Below are 19,570 nucleotides of genomic sequence, written 5' to 3'. Positions count from 1 at the left end.
AACCTTTTCCCTGGCTTACCTGCTTGCTGGTCAGACACAGGTAGATTAAAAAAAGAGTACATCGTTCCATAGTTATCATGGACCAACTTAACTTTGATGGCTCATGCAACCCCAATCCCGGAGGAAGGATGGGATTTGGATGGGTCATCAGCTGGAAAAACAAAAAACCCTGCACACAAGGGAGAAAAGAGATAAAAGGTTCCCCTTCCAACACTAATAATGTTGCGGAATACACAGCACTTAAGGAAGGTATTCTAAACTACACGGACCTCGGTGGCAAGGGACCACTTCAGGTATGTGGGGACAGCAAACTGGTCATCAACCAGATGGCGGGAAAGTGGAAGATCAACAACCCGAACCTTGCAGAACTTCACAGCCAGATAACAGCAGCTGTTAAAAAGAACAAACTGAAGATCAGATACAAATGGGTGCCCAGGAGTGAGAACAGTGATGCAGACAGGCTGGCACTGCCTGATAGTCAGCAACATGCAGCAATACCCGTTGCAAGAAAAGTTATAGCCGATACAAATACAGCCTCTGTCAAACCTCACCTAAGAATCAGCATAAACGAGTTGAACACGGATCCGTCACCAGGGTTCAAATCTTTCGCACAGCTAAAGGTCGGGGGCCTGGATCAGTTTTCCAGAATAAGGATAGAAGAGCTGCGAAAACTTGCAGGCAAGGAAGCTGCGGCCCTTGTCAAAAAAGAATTTGCCGATGAATTGCAGCATCAGGCTTCAGCCCTGCGGTGGATGCTCAGGGGACTGGCTGCAGACCTTGCTGTCAGAAAGGTAAAAGTTGACACCGAGATCAGTAAAAGGAGCGTGAAGGGAAGAACAATTTCCTGACACTTATCACAACACAAAGGTTGTAACGATCATCATACTTATATTCCCCGGCCAGGAAATATCCCGGCACAGCAGCAGATATATGTAAAGAAGAACAAACTCCCTGATATAAGAAGAGGACTGATGCCATGTCAACTAAATGTTGTTTATCCAGAGAGTTGCCAGTTGAGGAATATCTCATCGAGGAAGAGCCATACTATGTTCCGGTAGGTAATGAGGTCGAAATATTCACTGCGGCTTACAAGAATCTTTTACCCATCAACCTCAAGGGGCCCACAGGATCCGGTAAAACTCGTTTTATGGAATATATGGCATACCGGCTTAAGCGCCCTCTAATAACTGTTGCATGTCATGAGGACCTGACTGCAACCGATCTTGTAGGAAGGTTTTTGATCAAGGGCGATTCTGTCGAGTGGAATGACGGTCCGCTCACAAAGGCTGTCAAGAACGGAGCCATATGTTACCTGGATGAAGTGGTGGAAGCCAGGAAAGACACCATCGTTGTCATACATCCGCTAACAGATGACAGGCGCATGATCCCTATTGATAAACTGGGTTTGATCCTCAGGGCGCCGGACGAATTCATGTTAGCCATATCCTACAATCCCGGTTACCAGAGTGCTGTCAAGGATCTTAAACAGAGCACCAGGCAAAGGTTCGTTTCCATTGAGTTCGACTATCCGCCTGCCAGACTGGAAAAGCATATCGTGGCCCATGAGAGCGGAGTGGATGAGAAAATGGCAGGCGACCTTGTGGAGATCGGCCAGAGAATACGTAATTTCAAGCATCATGGGCTTGAAGAAGGAGTGAGCACACGCCTTCTGATATATGCAGGCAAGCTGATACATGAAGGCATAAGCCCAAGGGAGGCATGCAGGATAGCAATGGCAAGGCCAATCACTGATAATCCGGACCTTCAGAAGAGTATAGATGAAATAATATATGCCATCCTGGAGTGAAGTTCACATTGGCAAAGGATACTTCGCGACAAACAGGACCTACAGAAGAAGAACTGTCAGAACTGATGTTATCCAGATTCACCAGGCTTGACAGGGAAGATATTTCAGGTATTACAGGACAGTATGAAAGACTCTGCCCGGACGAACTCAAAGATATACTGGACCCTGGAACACGCTTCCTGAAGAACGGAAAAAGGGTTCTCCTGGCATACCTCAGGACATCGCCAATCGTTTATGGTTTCAGCACCAGGGATGATTTTTACAGATGGCTGGAACTCGCCTACAAAGCATCGACCCTGAGCGTATCCTGTTGTGAGGGTTTCTTTGATTCATCTGTACTGATCATGAAAAAGGGAGGCATTCCCCTTCTCGAGAGGTGGACAGAACAGGGTATGTCCTATGCACATAAAAGTAAGTGGCTGGCGATAGCTTATTTCAAGTATACCGGTAATATTGTTGTTTCCACAGATTTTGACATCTTTGAGGAACTTGTCACAGCCGGTAAGAGATTTGCAGACGCCAACGTGAACGTTGCTGAAGAATACTTCAAGAACCTGCCTCACCTGCATTCACTGCTCTCTCCAGAAGACTTCCGGCTGTGGTGTGACATTATAGAACATATGCTCAGGATCCACTGGATTACCGCAGTGGATATCATAGACTCCAGTGCAGAAATATTCTATCAGGTACGACCGCAGCGGATCAGAACACTTCTTGAGGCACTTAATATTTTTCTTGAACACGATAGACAGACAATATTCACACTTTTCATGAACTCGCCCCGGGCTCTGGGACTACTGAATGACAATGACTTCAATATGTGGGTGAACGAAGCTTCCAGGCTGGCAAAGTCAGATAATGATGCCGCAATCTCCTTCCTGAACAGAAGCCCCGATATTCTGGATAGCATCGAAGCAGAAGGACTGACTGAATGGACCGACAAAGCCATTAACTCTCTGTCAGGCAATAAAAAAGCTCTTGAGGCTTTCATTTACGGCAGCTTCAAAGGTCTGGAAAGATATTCCGGTATCCTGGACAGTGATAAGAGGAATCTGTTACTTGACATAGGTATCCGGCTTGCACTCATCAACCCCGAGTGTGTGGAAAAATACTTTGAGAATGCACCCGATGCCCTGGAATTCCTGACAAGAGAGAAGTTCGATGAGTGGGTGGTTATTGGAGAAGACATCTCAAAGCAAAGCCGTACTTTTGGATCGGGTTATTACAGGAATTTCACCAAGGCCCTGAGAAAAACTAACCCTTTGTATCACGATGAGCTTTTTAAAACTGCACACATACTGCTTGATAAAGACTGGCTACTTGCAGGTGTGTTCTTTGAGAACCTTCCGGAGGCAGTTGAAAAAATCGGGCCTGAGGATATCAGAAAATGGGCAGGTACCGGAATAAAAGTGTACGTGCATGACAAAAAACTGGCAGTTGACTATTTTTCCTACTCCACCTCACTTATGGTGGACCTGGATGTCAGCGAGCTTGAAGAATGGGCCCTGAACGGAATAGGTATCTTTGAAGAGAATCCGCCTCTTGGAAGGCCTTATTTCTCCCTGGGATCAAAGAGCTCAAAGGAATTCGTTGAAGAACTCACCGGATCGGCAGCTCTTGAAAAGGTTGCAGGTATACTCAGGTACTATGCACTGGGCCTCTCCGGGGTCAGCTTCAACATCCTTTCCAAAAAGATACTGCAACTGGAGGAAGAGGCGGACATTATAAACCCCGTAATTGCAGGCAGGACCATCTACCTTGCACCCCGTATCTGGAAATACGGTGGTTTTGAAGACAACTTCAGGATCTACAAACTTAGTATAATGCACGAAGTGGGACATACGCAGTTCAGCTCCCACAAGGTCCCCATGGATAATTCAGCTGGACTGATAACTGAGATCAGAGAAAGATACGGGACCACTGATAAAGGAAATTACATATCGGAGCAACGTCCGGAAGATCTTACCGATATCGCTGATATCATTGCCATGTACCCTAATGAAGCACTTGCAGGTACCATACTGGGCCTTTTGGAGGATGCAAGGGTCGAACACATGATAATGGAGCATTACAGGGGAGTACGCTCAGACCTTGAGGATATCAGACACCAGATGCTCCTTTCCAGACCGGCTCCCGCCGGAGACATTGAGGAATTCATGGAGTCACTATTGTGGATCTCAACAGGCCATGGACCTGCATACGATATCAGTGAAGAGACAGAAGGAATGCTGGATGAGATCAGGGGCTTATTGAAAGAGAAGATACTGCAACAGGAATCATCAATCCTTGATTCCCTTTATATGACTTTCATGATCTATACCATACTGGATGACCACCTGGGTCCGCTGGGATCAAAGGATTACGAGATACTGAAGAATATCGATTATCGGGGCATAGGTGTCGGGGCATATGGCAAGAAGGATCCTCTTGCATCCAGATCGCACGAAAATATCATCAAGAAATTCATTCCCGAAAGCGAGACTGACCTGACAGCAGAAAGAGAGAGGCCAAAAGAGGAAAAGGTCAGTCGCCAGTCCACCTATGCAAAGGACAAGAACTGGAAAATACGGGGCAGTTACAGTTATGATGAGTGGGATGCCGTAATAAATGACTATAGACCGGACTGGTGTACCGTCAATGAGATCGAGCCTGTAGGCACATCCAGTGACTATTACAGGGATGCTTCCGAGCGCTACAGGAACGAGATCGCACTCATACAGCGTATATTCAGCAGAATGAAGCCGGAGGCGTTCCGCAGGATGAGAGAGCAAACAGATGGTACTGAGGTGGATATTGACGCCTTTATCGACGCCCTGATCGAGAAAAGGTGCGGAATAAATCCCGATGACCGGCTCTACCTCAGGTGGGACAAGCATGAAAGGGATGTTGCAACCCTGTTCCTGATCGACGTCAGTTATTCTACCAGGAAACTGCTGGGTGCAGAAGGGAAGAGTATCGTGGATGTGGAGAAGGACTCACTTACCATTCTGATACAGGCTCTTGAGAGTATAGGGGACAAATACGCCATTTATGCCTTTTCCGGCCAGACAAGGGATGATGTCGAGTATTTCATTATAAAAGAGTTCGATGAGGAACTATCCGACAACGTTGAACGCAGGATCAGTCTGCTGGAACCGGTGTCCAATACCCGTCTGGGACCTGCCATCCGCCATTCTTTCAATAAACTGGAGCAGGTCGATGCACGGACAAAGATCATGGTGCTGCTTTCCGACGGAGAGCCCTTTGATACATGCCAGGGAGAAGGTGCTTATCAGGGTAAAATTGCGGAGGAAGATACCAGGGTCGCAATAGAGGAAGGCAATGCCAGGGGGATACATTTCTTCTGCATAACAGTGGATTCCAATCCCGGAAAATACCTGGACAATATATTCTCCGGCGTAGGCTACACGATAATAGATGATGCCAGATCGCTTCCAGAGAGTCTCCCAATGTTGTACAAGCGAATCACTACCTGAATCAATAATCAGATATATGCTCCTGTACCGTTGAATGCCGATGCGCACCATCCACCATATCCAGCATTCTCCTTGCATTGTTTAACATATTATGGTTGTTGTTGAAATAAACATTTATTCTTTCTGGCCCGGTTTTGCTTATATGAGCTGAAATTTCGTTTAGTTCCTGTTCGGAATAATCGTACTGATACCATTCTTCCCTGCCATGCATGCGCAAATAGAGATTTTTGCCGGGAAATATCCTGTTCCGGAAATCGGGGGAATCTACAGATACCAATGTTACCTTTTCTGCCAGTTCATTGCATTTGTCATCATTTCCCAATAGCTCACGGTTGCGTATCTCAAACGCGAATCTCTCACCCATGTCTGCATTTTGAGCAAATTCAATTATACGGTCTAGATTTCTGAATCGGGGAGGGGCCTGGAACAGATAGTAATCGATAAACTCGTCAAGCGGCTCGAAAAGTTCCCTGAACCGGGTCCAAATTTCAAGTGCCTCGTCATTGAACATGTGGTTATGGGTCACCGAACGGTTAACTTTTACACTCCATCTGAGATCCTTCCCCTTCCGGGCCCAGCTTTTTACATTATGCAGAGAGGGGAAACGATAGAAACTTGAATTCAGTTCCACAGAGTTCAGGCCGGAGTTGCTTACGAACCAATCCAGGCTTTTGGCTCTGTTCCACTCATAATACCATCCGCTAGTTCCCACAAATACATGCACGAGATCTAACCCATAGCTTAAAATGTTCTCATATTAATTAACCCCGTCTTATAGTCCTATTGTTAAACAGGAATGTATCCTTAAAAACTGTTTAACCAGCTATGTTTGGAAGAAATGAAAGTAAAGTTTTAACATAAGCCATACATCTTGTTGACTTTTAGCCTTTCTGCAACCATTAGATTGATAAAACAAGTTCATGTATAAACGGGAGTCAATATAGGACACTAGTGAATTACGGTTTGGTAGTTTAAATATAAAGAGTGATTTAATATGGCACCTAAAAAGGCATTTTTAACTAAAGGTTTCGGCGTTCACAAAGACAGACTGGCATCATTCGAGATTGCTTTACGGGCTGCAAAAATTGAGAAATACAACCTTGTTACAGTATCCAGCATACTCCCCCCGAACTGCAAGATAGTCCCGAGAGATGAAGGACTAAAAGAGATAGGGGCTGGCGAGATAGTACATTGTGTCCTGGCACGTAACGATACAAACGAACCTCACAGGCTTGTAGCTGCTGCTGTGGGTACTGCTGTTCCTGTCAATGAGCAGAACTATGGTTACATATCCGAACACCATTCATATGGAGAGGATGAGGAAAAAGCAGGAGAATATGCTGAGGACCTTGCGGCAACAATGCTTGCAACTACCCTGGGTGTAGAGTTCGATGCGGATTCTGCCTGGCACGAAAGGGAGCAGGTCTACAAAGCAAGCGGACATATTATAGATACGACCCACTATTGCCAGACAGCCCACGGAGATGCTGGCGGTAAGTGGACCACAGTTGTGGCTGCAATGGTATTCATTGAATAATTCAGGAACCGGCCATAAAGGTCTTTAACAGAAGGATACTTGCAATTGTTCTGTGACTGCAGATCACAGACAATAAAATCCTTTTTTATTTTCTATCTTTAATTTTATTGTACTTATTTATTTATATATATGTGTATATATTTTATGGATTTAATTTCCCGAAACGGTCATCTGTTCTGCAGTAAATATCCACTATCATATGCTGACGATCAATTGATCATCTTCTGGCAAAAGCGCTCACATAAATAGCTTGTTCCGAAGGTATAAGTAAGAATAAATCCCATAATAAAACCTCTTTAAGGAAAAAGAGTTCTATCAGGGTAGATTTTTATATGAACAAATCGAAACGCTAATATAGAATAACAAAATCATTTAGTATAGTAATCATAAATAATCATAAATCCACAAAACGATATTCACCTGAGGTATAACTATTCAGAATAAAAAGATAGAAGTGAGAAATCTTGTTAAGATTTTCGGGAAACAACCCCAAAAGGCTCTTTCAATGGTGGAGAAAGGCTTATCAAAGCAAGAGATCCTGGAGAAGACAAAACAGACAGTGGGTCTTTATGATGTTAACTTTGATGTCTACGAAGGTGAGACATTCGTACTAATGGGACTCTCAGGTTCAGGGAAATCCACACTTCTGCGGTGTCTCAACAGACTTATATCCCCTACCAGCGGTCACATCCTCGTCGATGGTGATGATATTGCAGGTATGAATACCGAGGAACTACGTAATATACGCAGAAACAAAATGACCATGGTGTTCCAGAGCTTTGCCCTGTTGCCCCACCGGACGGTTATAGACAATGTAGCTTTCGGGCTGGAGATACAGGGAGTCTCCAAGGATGAACGCTACTCGCATGCCGAAGAAGCCATTAACACGGTAGGCCTTAAGGGGTACGAGCAAAGCACTACTTCCGAGCTTAGCGGAGGTATGCAACAACGAGTCGGACTTGCAAGGGCTCTTGCAACTGACCCTGATGTCCTGCTAATGGATGAAGCATTCAGCGCCCTGGACCCACTAATCAGGGCAGAGATGCAGGATGAACTGGTGGCACTTCAGAACAAGATGAAGAAGACCATTGTCTTTGTATCCCACGACCTTGATGAAGCTCTCAAACTTGGGGACAGGATCGCCATAATGAAGGATGGGTACATTGCACAGATAGGCACTCCCGAAGAGATACTCACCTCACCGGCAGATGACTATGTTTCAGAGTTCGTGGCTGGTGTGGACCGTACAAAGATACTGACTGCAGAAAATGTAATGAAACGGCCGGAACCTGTCGTTTCAATTAATTCGGGACTTAGCGTCGCCATCCAGTTGATGAAGAAACACGGAATCTCATCTATTTTTGTCGTCGACCCGGATAAGATACTACAGGGGATCATTCTTATTGATGACGTAGTAACTGCATTGAAGGAAAAGAAAAAGATAAGCGATGTACTTATTGCTGATTTTCCCAGAGTGCAACTCGACACTCCTTTAAAAGAGATCATTCCAGTAATAGCAGAGATCCAATTCCCCCTTCCTGTTGTTGAAGGGACTGGTAAGCTCAGAGGAATAATCGTAAGAGGTAGTGTACTTGGAGCACTTGCCATTACCGAAGTGGAAGAATATCCCGAGACCTCTGAGATTAGTACAGCAAGCAATACGATCGATGAGAATAATATAAAAGCAGAGGAGGCCGGTCAATAATGGTCATGCCTTCATTACACATCGGAGAAATTGTTGAGTACATAGTATACTGGATCAATGATTACTTCGGATTCCTGCTTGATATTTTCAGTGAGTTCATAGATGTGTTGATATCAGGACTAAGGGATGTCTTAATGTTCCTGCCCCCAGTTGCCTTTACAGTCGCTATATCCTTGCTTGTCTACTTCCTGACAAAGCGAAAGGCAGGACTTGCGATCGGGACTGCATTAGGCTTCCTGTTGATAGATTCAATGAACCTCTGGAACCTTTCAATGGAGACACTGGCTCTTGTTCTGTCATCGGCGTTGGTTGTCCTTGCTATTGGAATACCCCTCGGGATCCTGTCAGCCAAAAATGAGCTTATTTACCATATTATAAAGCCTGCACTCGATTTCATGCAGACGATGCCATCGTTTGTGTACCTGATCCCGGCTGTGATATTCTTCGGGCTTGGTAACGTACCCGGGCTGGTTGCAACAATTGTGTTTGCAATGCCTCCTGCGATAAGACTGACAAATCTGGGGATAAGGCAGGTACCAGTGGAATTAGTAGAGGTCTCCGATGCATTCGGATCAACTCCAATACAGAAACTGGTAAAGGTGGAGCTGCCTGTAGCACTTCCAACTATCATGGCAGGGGTTAACCAGTGTATTATGCTGTCCCTTTCAATGGTTGTGATCGCAGCTATGATTGGTGCACGCGGACTGGGATACCAGGTGCTTGTAGGCATTCAGAGAGTTAATATCGGGCAGGGGTTCGAAGCCGGCCTGGCAATCGTTATAATCGCGATCGTTCTTGACAGGCTTACCCAGAGTCTTACACCCGGAAAATAAGAGTTACAGATTATGATATTTACAGACCATATGGTCTTACCTAATATACTAAGAGTTGTGATAAAATGAAAACAGGAATAAAAGTTCTTGCAGTGCTGATGCTACTTGCCATGCTTGTTATGGTGAGCGGATGTACTGACCAGACAACAGAAGAGACGACACCTGCCAAGGAAGCTACAATAGGTTATGTTCTCTGGGATGGTGAGATCGCCAGTACGAATGTGATGAAACTTGTCCTGGAAGAAGCAGGATACGATGTAGAGATAATTTCCGTTGATGCGGGTGCACTCTATCAGGGGCTTGCAGACAGCAGGTTCGACTTTACAACGTCCGCATGGCTACCCCAGACCCAGAGTAACTACTGGGAAACATATGGAGAAGACATCGACAGTGTCGCAGTCAACCTTGAAGACTGCCGCATCGGACTTGTGGTTCCAACATATGTCACCATCGATTCCATAGATGAACTGAACGGAAACGAAGAACAGTTCAACGGAGAGATAATCGGTATCGACCCAGGTGCCGGAATCATGCAGGCTACAGAAACAGCCATTGAGCAATATGACCTTAACTACGAGCTTACTGCCAGCAGTAGTGCAGGTATGGCAGCTTCACTTCAGAACTCCATTGCAGATGAAGAATGGGCTGTAGTCACACTCTGGTCACCTCATTGGGCATTCAACAGCTTTGACCTGAAATACCTTGAAGATCCGGAAGGTGTATACGGTGAAGCAGATCATGTCGAAACCCTTGCAAGAGAAGGACTCGCAGAAGATGACCCTGAACTTTACGCCATCATAAGCAGATTCAACTGGACACACGAGGATATCCAGTCAGTAATGGCAGACCTTGCTGAAGGCGTGCCTGAAGAGGAAGCCGCCAGAACATGGGTAGAGAATAATCCTGAAAAGGTAAATGAGTGGATAGGAGAGAACTAAGGTTCTCTCTGTTTCCCTTCTTATTTATATTAATAATTTCCCTTATTCAGATTTTCATTATTTCTTATTCTCTATGCCACTTAAGAAATGATAGAAGAAGAAGAAGAAGTTGTAGAAGAATAATCCTACTTCACATAACTATTACCATTCCATAGTTTCCATTTTCTTTGGAATGATAATGGGTACGATAACAGGCCTCGGGAAACTTTCAAAGAAAATCCTGTTCCAGTATCCCGGTGTCATATATGTCGATTTCATAAGAAGCACACCCCTTCTGGTACAGATACTACTGTTCTACTATGGCCTCCCAGGGCTTTACTCTAGAAGGAAGCTGATAACAGAGCACCCGACATCCTAAAAGAAGTAAGGATGGGAGCCCCTCTGCGCTTTCAGGTGGTCAGAAACAGAGAGTTGCCATTGCCAGAGCACTTGCCATGCATCCTAAATTGATGCTTTTTGATGAACCTACATCGGCACTTGATCCTGAAATGGTAGGAGAGGTGCTTGGTGTCATGAAGGACCTCGCAAAGATGGGCATGACCATGGTCGTGGTCACGCATGAAATGGGGTTTGCACGGGAGGTAGGTGATCGTGTTCTTTTCATGGACAAAGGCATGATAGTGGAGCAGGGTACCTGAAGCCATATTATTCCATGCGAAGCACGAAAGGACAAGATTTTTCCTCAGTAAAGTACTTTGACTGTTATCCTTCTGCAAGTTCTGAAAAAGCTTTTTCGCCCATACGGTAAATTATCCACTCTTCATGGGCCTGCGCACCTAAACTTTCATAGAACTTCCTTGCAGGGTTCCAGTTCAGCACACTCCAGTCCATCCTGCCACAGCCTCTCTCTTTTGCAATCCTTGCACAGTATACCATTAATGACCTGCCAACACCCCGTCCCCTGTATTCAGGATGCACATAGATATCTTCAATATACAGACCCGGTTTGCCTGCAAAGGAGGAAAAATTGTGGAAGAACATAACAAATCCGGCAGACTTATTCCCGACTTCGGCAACGGCAACCTCTGCGTAGGGTCTTGGTCCAAAGAGCGACTTGCTGAGATCTTCCTCAGTGGTCATCACACTGTCACTAAGATGCTCGAATTCAGCGATCGCCCTTATGAATCCCAGAATCAATGAGACATCTCTTTCATCTGTTTGCCTGATAGTTACTTTTACTTTATCAAAACCTGTCATACGTGCACCCGAAATTTGCTTTTAGAATTAGTAGTGTAATTCTTCTGTTAGATCATTACGGAGATAATAGACAATATTATTAAACTATTGCCAGAGTTACCTTTAAAGGACATAATGGATGAAGGGAAACGACAAAAGAGAGAGGCATGAAACTTGTTCCAAGACTTATCCTGAGCATTATAGCTTTTATCCTGGTATCGATAATCGTGACCGAGGCCCTGGCAGACAGGATATTCTTTTCTGTGCTTGCAGGTATCCCGGCAGGATTTCTGACATTTATTGCCACGTTCATTCTTCTGGGGCTCAAAGATAATAGATAGAATGGAATTAAATAAACAAAAGAATAAGTGTGAGAATATGCAATACCAGAATAAACAAGTGGTGAGAATATGCCGGTAATGACAATTTTGTCATGCAAGATATTACAGGATGAGATAGTCCATCTTTTTGAAAATGACCCCTGCATAGATGAGATTACCGTTATCAAGAATAACGAGGAGAAAGACTTCCTCACTAAACTGGATAATGCGGGCCTGAAGTACAGCCAGAAGCATCTGAAAGACATGCCTTATGCTGTCGATAGAGAGGACCGGGAAAAATACATTGTCATGGTCTATCTGGTGGAGCTTGCCCTTCATGAATTTCCGAAGATACTTCGTGAAGAGGTCTACAGACTTCTGGAGAATGTAACTCCGTACTCGGATGGCATACTCCTTTTTTATGGTCTTTGCGGCAACGTGCTTGATAAGGTGGAAGAAGATTTCAGACATCAGGAATCCACATGCCCTGTAAGGATACTCAGGGATGATAAGCGAATAGTGGATGACTGCGTAGGTGCAACCCTCGGAGGTGGTGAAGAATACCTGAAGATCCTGAAAAAATTCAGCGACAAGGGAACCTTCCTTTTCACACCCATGTTCGCTCACTCATGGAGAGAGATTATGCGTGTGGATCCGGTAAAACCTGAGAAAACGCTGAAGATGCTCAGGAAAGTGAATGAGATCACCGGATATAAAAGAGTGGCAAAGATTCATACCAGGCTGGGATATACACCTGACTTCGATAAGAACGTTGAGGAATTTGCCAGGATATTCGACTTTGAGATACACGAAGTAGAGGGTAACCAGCAGATATTCAGGACATGTTATGCAGCCATGAAAAAGGACATGGGCTTGATTGATATTCAACCTGGGACCTGATATCTCATAAGTGCGGAAATAATGAGAAAGATATATACGGCATCGTTAACAGACTTAGTCATATCTGAGTATAATAGAAGCGAACTAAATGTCAAGAACAAGAGGTAGGATATTCTTTCTTTTATTCATCTCAGCTCTTATATATGCACTTATATTGTCTGATTCGCCACAAGTTGTTCCTACCGGTTCAGTTGGGGATAGTATGAAATCAAAAGAAGAATTACTGAGTGAAGGAAACGAGATCGCAACATTTGCAGCCGGCTGTTTCTGGGGAGTTGAAGCAACTTTCAGGAATGTGAAAGGTGTCAAATATACACAAGTAGGCTATACCGGCGGAGATTTTGATAACCCGGGTTACAAGGATGTCTGTAGTGGCAAGACCGGACATACAGAAGCTGTCGAGGTCATATTTGACCCGGAAGTGGTATCTTACGATAAACTTCTGGAAGTTTTCTGGGCAATGCACGACCCCACAACACCAAACCGGCAGGGCCCCGACATAGGAAGCCAGTACAGATCGGCAATATTCTATCACAATGAGGAACAGAGGAATGCTGCCCTTGCATCAAAAATCAATCTCCAGAGAACAGGTGAGTATAAAACAGGTATAGTCACCGAGATAGTCCCTGCAGACACCTTCTATCGTGCAGAAGAATATCATCAACAATATTTTGAGAAGACAGGCAGAGGGGGATGCAGTATATGAGCATCCTGATTATAAGATCATAGACTTTTTAGTATATTGATAATTCCAGCAGGCAATAGCAAATAAATGTTAACTGTGTTTCAATCAATATGTTTAAGAAGGCGAAATATAAGATAGTACCTGAAGTTCTACTTAATATTTAGAGATCCTTAATTGGTGAGTACATGCAAGAATTCACACTTGAAGAAGTTTCAAAATATAATGGGAGAGACGGACAAAGAGCCTATGTGGTCTATTCCGGTAAAGTCTATGACGTAACAGATAGCGATTTCTGGGATGACGGGGAACATATGGGACTCCATGAAGCAGGAGAGGACTTAACTGAAAGCATGGACCTGGAAGCTCCCCACGAGTCAGATGCCCTTGATAACTGCCCTCTTGTAGGTGCTATCAAAAAGTAAAACAGCCACCACTAATTGTTCACTGGAAGTTCGAAGGTGAAAGTAGAGCCATTTTCAGGCTCACTTTCAACCCGGATACTTCCTCCGTGTATCTCAACATATCTCTTGACTATTGCAAGACCCAGCCCGGTCCCTCCATATGACCTGTTCAATGCCGAATCAACCTGCCTGAAAGGTTCAAAGAGATACTGCTGGTCTTCAGGAGAGATACCTATACCATCATCCTGTATGATGACCTCCAGCATCGTCCCGGATACGTGTGCTGATATATGCACACTGCCACCTTCCCTGGTGAACTTGACTGCGTTACCTATAATATTGTAAAGGATCTGCTTGAATTTTAACCTGTCAGCATTTATGCTAATGTCTCCATCTATCCCTATGTCAATTTTTAAGTTCTTCCTGTTAGCAAGAGGAACAAATGACCTCACTATCTCATTCACTACTTCAAGTACCCGGAACTCTTCAAGGATAAGCTGGGACATTCCCGCTTCCACCTTGGAGAGGTCAAGAATATCGTTTATAATATCCAGTAAATGTCTGCCTGCATTGGATATATTTTCAATGTAGCGTTTGTGTTTGTCATGTAATGTTGCATCATTTACGAGCAGGATATCTGAAAAGCCTATGATCGCGTTTAAAGGAGTACGGAGTTCATGACTCATATTCGCAAGGAATTCACTCTTTGACCGATTGGATTCTTCAGCTGCTATCTTAGCTTTTATGAGAGTCTCTTCAAGTTTCATTCTGACGGAAAGGTCATAGAAACTTTCTATGAGGTACTCCTTATCATGCATTTTTACTGAAACAACAGACTTGACTATTGGTAATTCTGTTCCGTCGCTTGTAAGCAGGATGCGTTCAGACTTATCTATTTTATGATGAAGATCGATAATCGGACATTTGCCTTTGTCTGCAGGGCATACGAAATTATGACACGATCTGCCTACTATTTTCCCTCTGGGCAGACCTATAAGTTTTGCAGCAACCGGATTGACATCAACGATCTCTTTTGTCTCTGCATCAATCATTAGTATACCGCTATCTACATTATTTATAATTGTGGTCATCCTCTCAAGGATTGCTTTTTCAATTGAGTCTATTTGCTTACGGTCTGTAATATCACGAATTATGGCAACTGCGTTCCAGCTGTCATCAGATAACTTTATTGAAGAAAGTGACATTTCAATCGGAAATTCAGTACCATCCTTTCTTTTGCCTTCCAGTTCCAGCGTATGACCTATGGCGTTGCCTTGACCTGTCCTCTTAAATTGCTCAAAACTTTCCCTGAATACATCATGGTATTTTGAAGGAGCCACAAGTAAATGGACATCCTTACCCATTGCTTCACTTTCCTTATAACCGAAAATACGCCTTGCAGCTTTATTCCAGAAGATTGCTTTTCCCTGCCCATCGATCATTATTATTGCATCATATGCGAATGTGGCTATTTTAGAGAATTTCTCTTCGCTTACAATAAGTTCATTTTCGATCTTTTCCCGAATATTTATCTGCTGCCTGAGCTCTTCCTCACGCCTGATCATATCAGTGATCTCATGCAGGATATACATTCTTCCTGTGACGATATTTTCCACTATCAAAGGAAGAGAATGTGATTCAAAAGCCCTTCCGTCTTTGAACTCTACAAAGGTCTTCGCTTTGACAGCAGCCTTCCTTCTTTTATTTATCCCGGTCGTCAGATCATGCTTGTTTTCCACCTTTGTCAGGAAATGATCGAGTATTTTTATAGAATTTTTTTCTGAATGCAATTCCGGAGGAAGACCACATATTCTGATAAACGCAGGATTCATCAGAAGCACGTGATGATCCCCGTCAACAACTATTATGCCATCTACCGTTGTTTCGATAGTTGAGTTCAGAATAGAAGAGATCTCCTGCATTGAAGAGAGCATACCGTTGATATTGTTTGCAAGCATAGAAAGTTCATCATCACCTTTTATCTGCAAACGTGAACCCGGATCTCCTTTTAATCCCATGGCATAGACACTGTTACTTAAAGTCTCCAGACGTGCAAATACAGATTTCTTCAACAGGAAAGAAAGCAGCAGAATAATAACTAAAAAAATAAGGATTACTGAATAAAGTATCGAATTGAGAGTGTTAAGTCCATTCAGGTATATGTCCCTGTGCATAGAGGTCTGCAGAATCATTGCCGGATCTCCGGAAGCATCTTCAATCAACCTAAAACCGAAGATAGTTTCACCGTCTTCATCAATATTTATTGCATAGTCCTCTTCAAGCAGTTGTGTCCCTGCATCACCAAGATTGCCGGGCATGCCATTATCAAGACGTGTCAGTTCTACAGGCAGCAGTGTTTTATCCTCAAGGGATGAGATCATCGCTTCATCAATATATCTTCCCATAACCAGTGTTCCGCCGACAGGTCCTCTTTTATTGCTTGTTATCACAGGCCTGGAAACGAAAATAATAGGTAACTCCGGAGTCATTAAGAGACCGGAAAAAGACGAGGAGATATCGGTGTGTTCTACCAGCCTGCTTCCCGGCTCGAACATACTCATAAAACTCTGAGGAGCATCTGTAGATTCCTGGTTTTCCAGATTATAGAATTTTGCAAACACAAGATTTCCGGAAGGATCGAAGATGAGCATGAAATTTACGTTAAGTATGGAAATAGTGTCGTCATTAAGGTTGGATTCGATGTATTCAGAGTTACCATCCATAACAAACTCATAAGTGTCATCCCATGCAGCCCAATCATAAACTGTGATGTCCAGAGCGGATATCTCTGACTGGATAGCTCGTTCGATTCTGTTGACATCGTCTGTAAGTTCCCGGTACTCCAGTTGTTCGTAATTATCGATTGACACGCTATGGACTACGGCTATTATCAGCAGGAACAGAACAATAAAGGTCAAACCTATTGTAATCATTGTCTTATTGTAGACCTTCATATTTCCACCATCAACAATCTAATAAAATGAACAGAACCAGATAATAACAGCTTTGTGTCAGCATTTTTCAAATCTATATGCAACAATGACAACAGTTCCAGGCAGCTTTTTCCGGGAGGATGAAACATACAAGGTACTATTTGGTGCAAGAAATATATAAAAACATAGTATATAAATCTAAAGACTGCAATTTAACTACAATGCTTCCAAAGGAAGTTCTTTTAGCAGACCATCTTAAACATAGGAGCTAGATTTATTACTTATAGATCTGTATAGAATCAATCGAACAGGTGATATTTTTTGGTAAGAGTAATAGCAACAGGAACATTCGATCTGCTTCATCCGGGACATATATTCTATCTTACCAAGGCCCGGGAGCTTGGAGATGAACTATACGTCGTAGTTGCCAGAGGGTCAATGATCAGGCACAAGCCAAAACCTGTTATACCTGATGAACAGCGGGTCGATGTTGTCAACTCACTGTCTGTAGTCGATAAGGCTGTCCCGGGAAGTGAGAATGATATATTCGAGCCTATCCGGGAGATAAAACCCGATATTATTGCCCTGGGTTTTGACCAGACATTTGATATTGATGATCTTGAAAAGGAACTTCGGACACGAGGACTGGATGCAAGGGTCGTACGTGTGAGCGAATCAAGGACATGTCCACTGTGCAGTACCGGAAAAATAATAAAAAAGATATTTGAGCGCTGCAACGAAAAAACCAGACATGAATGAGTCTAAAAAAATCAGGTTAATGCGGACTCTATCCGCAAAAGCCCTTCTTTTATCCTTTCCTGAGAAGTTGCATAGGATATCCTTATAAAATCCCTGCCGCTTTCACCGAATGCAGAGCCGGGCGTTACTGCAACATGTGCGTCCACTAGCAGCTTCTCTGAGACTTCATCACCATTACCGAACTCGCTCACATCCGCAAAAGCATAGAAAGCACCGCCTGGTGTCTGGCACTTGATACCGATATCGTTCAACCCCTGAACAAGGATATCCCGTCTTACTCTGAACTTTTCGACCATCTCCGTTACAGGTTCCTGAGGACCCTGGAGAGCGGCCAGACCTCCGTACTGCACAAAACTGGTTGCACTGCTTACGGAGTGAGACTGTATTTTGAGCATTCCATCAAAAATATCAGGTCTGGCGCATACATAACCAAGTCTCCAGCCAGTCATGGCGTATGCCTTGGAAAAACCGTTGACTGTAATAGTCCGATCCTGCATGCCTTCCATTGAACCCAGGCTGATATGCTCCCTGTCATAGATTATTTTCTCGTATATCTCATCAGATAGCACAAAGATATCATGATCAATAGCTACATCTGCAATATTCCTCAATGTCTTCCTGTCATATACTGCACCTGTGGGATTACCAGGAGTATTGACAACAATTATGCGAGTCTTGTCGGTGATATGCTCTTCAATATCCTGTGGTTTGAAATTATCATGGGTGTCCGTCGGGACCCAGACTGTATTAGCACCTGCAAACTTGATAGCTGAATCATAGGATACCCATGCAGGATCAAAGAGGATAGCCTCGTCTCCGTCATCAAGGATGGTTAACATAATCTCAAAAATAGCCTGTTTAGCACCCGGTGTTACAAGTACATCCGAACCACTTACATCAAGCTTGTTCTCTGTCCTTAGTTTGTTTGCAACTGCTTCCCTAAGTTCGGGAATTCCGGCAGATGGTGTATAGTGGGTCTCACCCCTGTACATTGCATCTGCAGCTGCATCACATATATGTTTGGGAGTATCGAAATCCGGCTCACCCAGACTGAAACTGATGACATCTACACCTTGTTGTTTTAACTTGGTAGCGATATTGGCAACCTTTATGGTCGCTGATTCTTCCACTCTTTTTAGCCTTGATGATGCCATGGAAATCCATTCCAGTTTGCTTCGTATATAAACTTTTTCATATTAAAGACGCTGGACAAGTTTCACTGCAGCTTCCACGGCACGCTTTCCGTAATCCACACGTTCATGAGCTTCCATTCTTGTCATACCCGGTCCCGCAATACCAAGGGTTACCGGTTTGTTGTACTCCAGAGAAAGGTCGGTTATTTTCCTTGCCGCATGTTGCACAACTATCTCGTCATGTTCAGTAGCACCTTCTATAACAATACCCAGAGTTATCACGGCATCGATCTCCTTGTTCTCACATAGTTTCTTAATGGCAAGCGGCATGTCATAGACTCCCGGAACCAGTATCTTTTCTACAACCTCGGCTCCGAGGAACTTTGCGTGTTCCTCACCCAGCAATTCCATCTGGTAGGTGAGGTCTCTGTTGAATTCAGCTATTACAAATCCCAATTTGATGGTCATATCGATCACTTTGATTTTTGATAAATGACAGGTTTCAGACCCTTGCGGGCCCGACATCCCTGTACCCCTGACGTTGTCCGGTTCCTGCTTCCTTGATCAGTTGCTCAGGTTTGAAAAGCATTTTGACCACGTTAAGTGCATGCTCTCTGGAGCGTTGTTCCATCAAAAAAGCAAGTTCCTTTTCATCGTTTCCTTCATCCTCATGCACAAATACCTCAATAATATGTGTATTTGTCATAAGCTGTGCCTGGATGATACCTGTTGATGCCTCATGTGCACATATCTTGTCCTTGTCCTTGGCACCGGGCATGCCAAGGGCCATGACTATCACACACCTCTCTTCATCTATGAGTTTCTTGGCTGCAACCGGCAGGTCTTTTATACCCGGAACGGTCCTGCGGATGATCTTGATAGAAGCATGCTTCTGTATCTCATCCATCGCAGCCTTACCCATATTAAAACGTGCGAAGGTCGTATCTACAATTCCGATAACTGGCAT

General features: G+C 43.9%; 20 protein-coding genes. 14 read left to right on the top strand and 6 right to left on the bottom strand.

Features of this window, described 5'->3' with window-relative positions; translation table 11 throughout:
* Nucleotides 1–77 precede the first annotated feature (77 nt).
* The 3 genes from CUN85_RS10955 (at nucleotide 78) to CUN85_RS13405 (ending at nucleotide 5,283) form a co-directional block, all read left to right on the top strand.
* Nucleotides 78–848: a ribonuclease HI family protein gene (locus CUN85_RS10955; RefSeq protein ID WP_135390361.1), complete on the top strand. Its 771-nt coding sequence runs from the start codon at nucleotides 78–80 to the stop codon at nucleotides 846–848.
* Nucleotides 849–976: 128 nt separating this feature from the next.
* A complete protein-coding gene (locus CUN85_RS10950) occupies nucleotides 977–1,807 on the top strand; it encodes a CbbQ/NirQ/NorQ/GpvN family protein (RefSeq protein ID WP_135390360.1) in 831 nt (276 codons plus the stop codon).
* Nucleotides 1,804–5,283, top strand: coding sequence for a nitric oxide reductase activation protein NorD (locus CUN85_RS13405; protein ID WP_235856302.1), 3,480 nt, complete (start codon nucleotides 1,804–1,806; stop codon nucleotides 5,281–5,283). The genes CUN85_RS10950 and CUN85_RS13405 overlap by 4 nt, the downstream gene beginning before the upstream one ends.
* Before the next feature lies 1 nt (nucleotide 5,284).
* Here CUN85_RS13405 and CUN85_RS10940 read toward each other — a convergent pair whose 3' ends face one another.
* A complete protein-coding gene (locus tag CUN85_RS10940; protein ID WP_135390359.1) occupies nucleotides 5,285–6,007 on the bottom strand; it encodes a DUF72 domain-containing protein in 723 nt (240 codons plus the stop codon).
* A gap of 270 nt (nucleotides 6,008–6,277) precedes the next feature.
* On the opposite strand from CUN85_RS10940, the gene CUN85_RS10935 reads away from it, so the two are divergent.
* The 6 genes from CUN85_RS10935 (at nucleotide 6,278) to CUN85_RS13715 (ending at nucleotide 10,934) form a co-directional block, all read left to right on the top strand.
* Complete coding sequence (locus CUN85_RS10935; protein ID WP_135390358.1) at nucleotides 6,278–6,820, top strand: pyruvoyl-dependent arginine decarboxylase; 543 nt, start codon at nucleotides 6,278–6,280, stop codon at nucleotides 6,818–6,820.
* A 454-nt stretch (nucleotides 6,821–7,274) separates the two neighbouring features.
* Nucleotides 7,275–8,525: a quaternary amine ABC transporter ATP-binding protein gene (locus CUN85_RS10930; RefSeq protein WP_235856301.1), complete on the top strand. Its 1,251-nt coding sequence runs from the start codon at nucleotides 7,275–7,277 to the stop codon at nucleotides 8,523–8,525.
* Complete coding sequence (locus tag CUN85_RS10925; RefSeq protein WP_135390356.1) at nucleotides 8,525–9,358, top strand: ABC transporter permease; 834 nt, start codon at nucleotides 8,525–8,527, stop codon at nucleotides 9,356–9,358. The genes CUN85_RS10930 and CUN85_RS10925 overlap by 1 nt, the downstream gene beginning before the upstream one ends.
* Nucleotides 9,359–9,423: 65 nt before the next feature.
* A complete protein-coding gene (locus tag CUN85_RS10920; RefSeq protein WP_135390355.1) occupies nucleotides 9,424–10,296 on the top strand; it encodes a glycine betaine ABC transporter substrate-binding protein in 873 nt (290 codons plus the stop codon).
* A gap of 172 nt (nucleotides 10,297–10,468) precedes the next feature.
* On the top strand, nucleotides 10,469–10,654 hold the full coding sequence (locus tag CUN85_RS10915; RefSeq protein WP_135390354.1) for an ABC transporter permease subunit: 186 nt from the start codon (nucleotides 10,469–10,471) through the stop codon (nucleotides 10,652–10,654).
* 76 nt (nucleotides 10,655–10,730) lie between these two features.
* Nucleotides 10,731–10,934 (top strand): amino acid ABC transporter ATP-binding protein, encoded by a 204-nt coding sequence (locus tag CUN85_RS13715; protein WP_328591273.1) that lies wholly within the window; start codon nucleotides 10,731–10,733, stop codon nucleotides 10,932–10,934.
* A 64-nt stretch (nucleotides 10,935–10,998) separates the two neighbouring features.
* Here the strand turns inward: CUN85_RS13715 and CUN85_RS10905 are convergent, their stop codons facing one another.
* Entirely contained in the window at nucleotides 10,999–11,493 is a 495-nt protein-coding gene (locus CUN85_RS10905) for a GNAT family N-acetyltransferase (protein WP_135390353.1), read from the bottom strand.
* Between the two features lie 146 nt (nucleotides 11,494–11,639).
* On the opposite strand from CUN85_RS10905, the gene CUN85_RS13040 reads away from it, so the two are divergent.
* The 4 genes from CUN85_RS13040 (at nucleotide 11,640) to CUN85_RS10890 (ending at nucleotide 13,799) form a co-directional block, all read left to right on the top strand.
* On the top strand, nucleotides 11,640–11,813 hold the full coding sequence (locus CUN85_RS13040) for a hypothetical protein (RefSeq protein WP_167848862.1): 174 nt from the start codon (nucleotides 11,640–11,642) through the stop codon (nucleotides 11,811–11,813).
* Nucleotides 11,814–11,882: 69 nt separating this feature from the next.
* The gene (locus CUN85_RS10900; protein WP_135390352.1) at nucleotides 11,883–12,692 is read left to right on the top strand and encodes a DUF1638 domain-containing protein; all 810 of its coding nucleotides are present in this window, start codon (nucleotides 11,883–11,885) and stop codon (nucleotides 12,690–12,692) included.
* Nucleotides 12,693–12,894: 202 nt separating this feature from the next.
* Nucleotides 12,895–13,398 carry a peptide-methionine (S)-S-oxide reductase MsrA gene (msrA, locus tag CUN85_RS10895; RefSeq protein ID WP_135390351.1) on the top strand — a complete coding sequence of 168 codons (504 nt, stop codon included), beginning with the start codon at nucleotides 12,895–12,897 and terminating at the stop codon, nucleotides 13,396–13,398.
* 164 nt (nucleotides 13,399–13,562) lie between these two features.
* On the top strand, nucleotides 13,563–13,799 hold the full coding sequence (locus CUN85_RS10890; RefSeq protein ID WP_135390350.1) for a cytochrome b5 domain-containing protein: 237 nt from the start codon (nucleotides 13,563–13,565) through the stop codon (nucleotides 13,797–13,799).
* Between the two features lie 11 nt (nucleotides 13,800–13,810).
* Here the strand turns inward: CUN85_RS10890 and CUN85_RS10885 are convergent, their stop codons facing one another.
* Entirely contained in the window at nucleotides 13,811–16,732 is a 2,922-nt protein-coding gene (locus CUN85_RS10885) for a CHASE4 domain-containing protein (RefSeq protein ID WP_135390349.1), read from the bottom strand.
* Between the two features lie 300 nt (nucleotides 16,733–17,032).
* Between CUN85_RS10885 and CUN85_RS10880 the strand changes: the two genes are divergently transcribed.
* Nucleotides 17,033–17,470, top strand: coding sequence for an adenylyltransferase/cytidyltransferase family protein (locus CUN85_RS10880; protein WP_135390348.1), 438 nt, complete (start codon nucleotides 17,033–17,035; stop codon nucleotides 17,468–17,470).
* Nucleotides 17,471–17,481: 11 nt separating this feature from the next.
* Here CUN85_RS10880 and CUN85_RS10875 read toward each other — a convergent pair whose 3' ends face one another.
* The 3 genes from CUN85_RS10875 to ribC are packed head-to-tail and all read right to left on the bottom strand — an operon-like array spanning nucleotide 17,482 to nucleotide 19,570.
* Nucleotides 17,482–18,624, bottom strand: a complete 1,143-nt coding sequence (locus CUN85_RS10875; RefSeq protein WP_135390347.1) for a pyridoxal phosphate-dependent aminotransferase — start codon at nucleotides 18,622–18,624, stop codon at nucleotides 17,482–17,484.
* Between the two features lie 42 nt (nucleotides 18,625–18,666).
* Entirely contained in the window at nucleotides 18,667–19,071 is a 405-nt protein-coding gene (gene ribH, locus CUN85_RS10870; RefSeq protein ID WP_135390346.1) for a 6,7-dimethyl-8-ribityllumazine synthase, read from the bottom strand.
* Between the two features lie 34 nt (nucleotides 19,072–19,105).
* Nucleotides 19,106–19,570 carry a riboflavin synthase gene (gene ribC / locus CUN85_RS10865; RefSeq protein ID WP_135390345.1) on the bottom strand — a complete coding sequence of 155 codons (465 nt, stop codon included), beginning with the start codon at nucleotides 19,568–19,570 and terminating at the stop codon, nucleotides 19,106–19,108.

Source organism: Methanolobus halotolerans (genome assembly GCF_004745425.1).
Classification (GTDB): Archaea; Halobacteriota; Methanosarcinia; order Methanosarcinales; family Methanosarcinaceae; genus Methanolobus; species Methanolobus halotolerans.
The sequence above is the reverse complement of the archived record's forward strand: the minus strand, read 5'-3'. Positions and strand labels throughout refer to the sequence as shown.

Excerpts from the sequence above, each read along its gene's own strand:
- CUN85_RS10955 (WP_135390361.1), top strand. The coding sequence starts at position 78 with ATGGACCAACTTAACTTTGATGGCTCATGCAACCCCAATCCCGGAGGA.
- CUN85_RS10950 (WP_135390360.1), top strand. The coding sequence starts at position 977 with ATGTCAACTAAATGTTGTTTATCCAGAGAGTTGCCAGTTGAGGAATAT.
- CUN85_RS10935 (WP_135390358.1), top strand. The coding sequence starts at position 6,278 with ATGGCACCTAAAAAGGCATTTTTAACTAAAGGTTTCGGCGTTCACAAA.
- CUN85_RS10925 (WP_135390356.1), top strand. The coding sequence starts at position 8,525 with ATGGTCATGCCTTCATTACACATCGGAGAAATTGTTGAGTACATAGTA.
- CUN85_RS10920 (WP_135390355.1), top strand. The coding sequence starts at position 9,424 with ATGAAAACAGGAATAAAAGTTCTTGCAGTGCTGATGCTACTTGCCATG.
- CUN85_RS10915 (WP_135390354.1), top strand. The coding sequence starts at position 10,469 with ATGATAATGGGTACGATAACAGGCCTCGGGAAACTTTCAAAGAAAATC.
- CUN85_RS13715 (WP_328591273.1), top strand. The coding sequence starts at position 10,731 with ATGCATCCTAAATTGATGCTTTTTGATGAACCTACATCGGCACTTGAT.
- CUN85_RS10905 (WP_135390353.1), bottom strand. The coding sequence starts at position 11,493 with ATGACAGGTTTTGATAAAGTAAAAGTAACTATCAGGCAAACAGATGAA.
- CUN85_RS13040 (WP_167848862.1), top strand. The coding sequence starts at position 11,640 with ATGAAACTTGTTCCAAGACTTATCCTGAGCATTATAGCTTTTATCCTG.
- CUN85_RS10900 (WP_135390352.1), top strand. The coding sequence starts at position 11,883 with ATGCCGGTAATGACAATTTTGTCATGCAAGATATTACAGGATGAGATA.
- msrA (WP_135390351.1), top strand. The coding sequence starts at position 12,895 with ATGAAATCAAAAGAAGAATTACTGAGTGAAGGAAACGAGATCGCAACA.
- CUN85_RS10890 (WP_135390350.1), top strand. The coding sequence starts at position 13,563 with ATGCAAGAATTCACACTTGAAGAAGTTTCAAAATATAATGGGAGAGAC.
- CUN85_RS10885 (WP_135390349.1), bottom strand. The coding sequence starts at position 16,732 with ATGAAGGTCTACAATAAGACAATGATTACAATAGGTTTGACCTTTATT.
- CUN85_RS10875 (WP_135390347.1), bottom strand. The coding sequence starts at position 18,624 with ATGGCATCATCAAGGCTAAAAAGAGTGGAAGAATCAGCGACCATAAAG.
- ribH (WP_135390346.1), bottom strand. The coding sequence starts at position 19,071 with ATGACCATCAAATTGGGATTTGTAATAGCTGAATTCAACAGAGACCTC.
- ribC (WP_135390345.1), bottom strand. The coding sequence starts at position 19,570 with ATGCCAGTTATCGGAATTGTAGATACGACCTTCGCACGTTTTAATATG.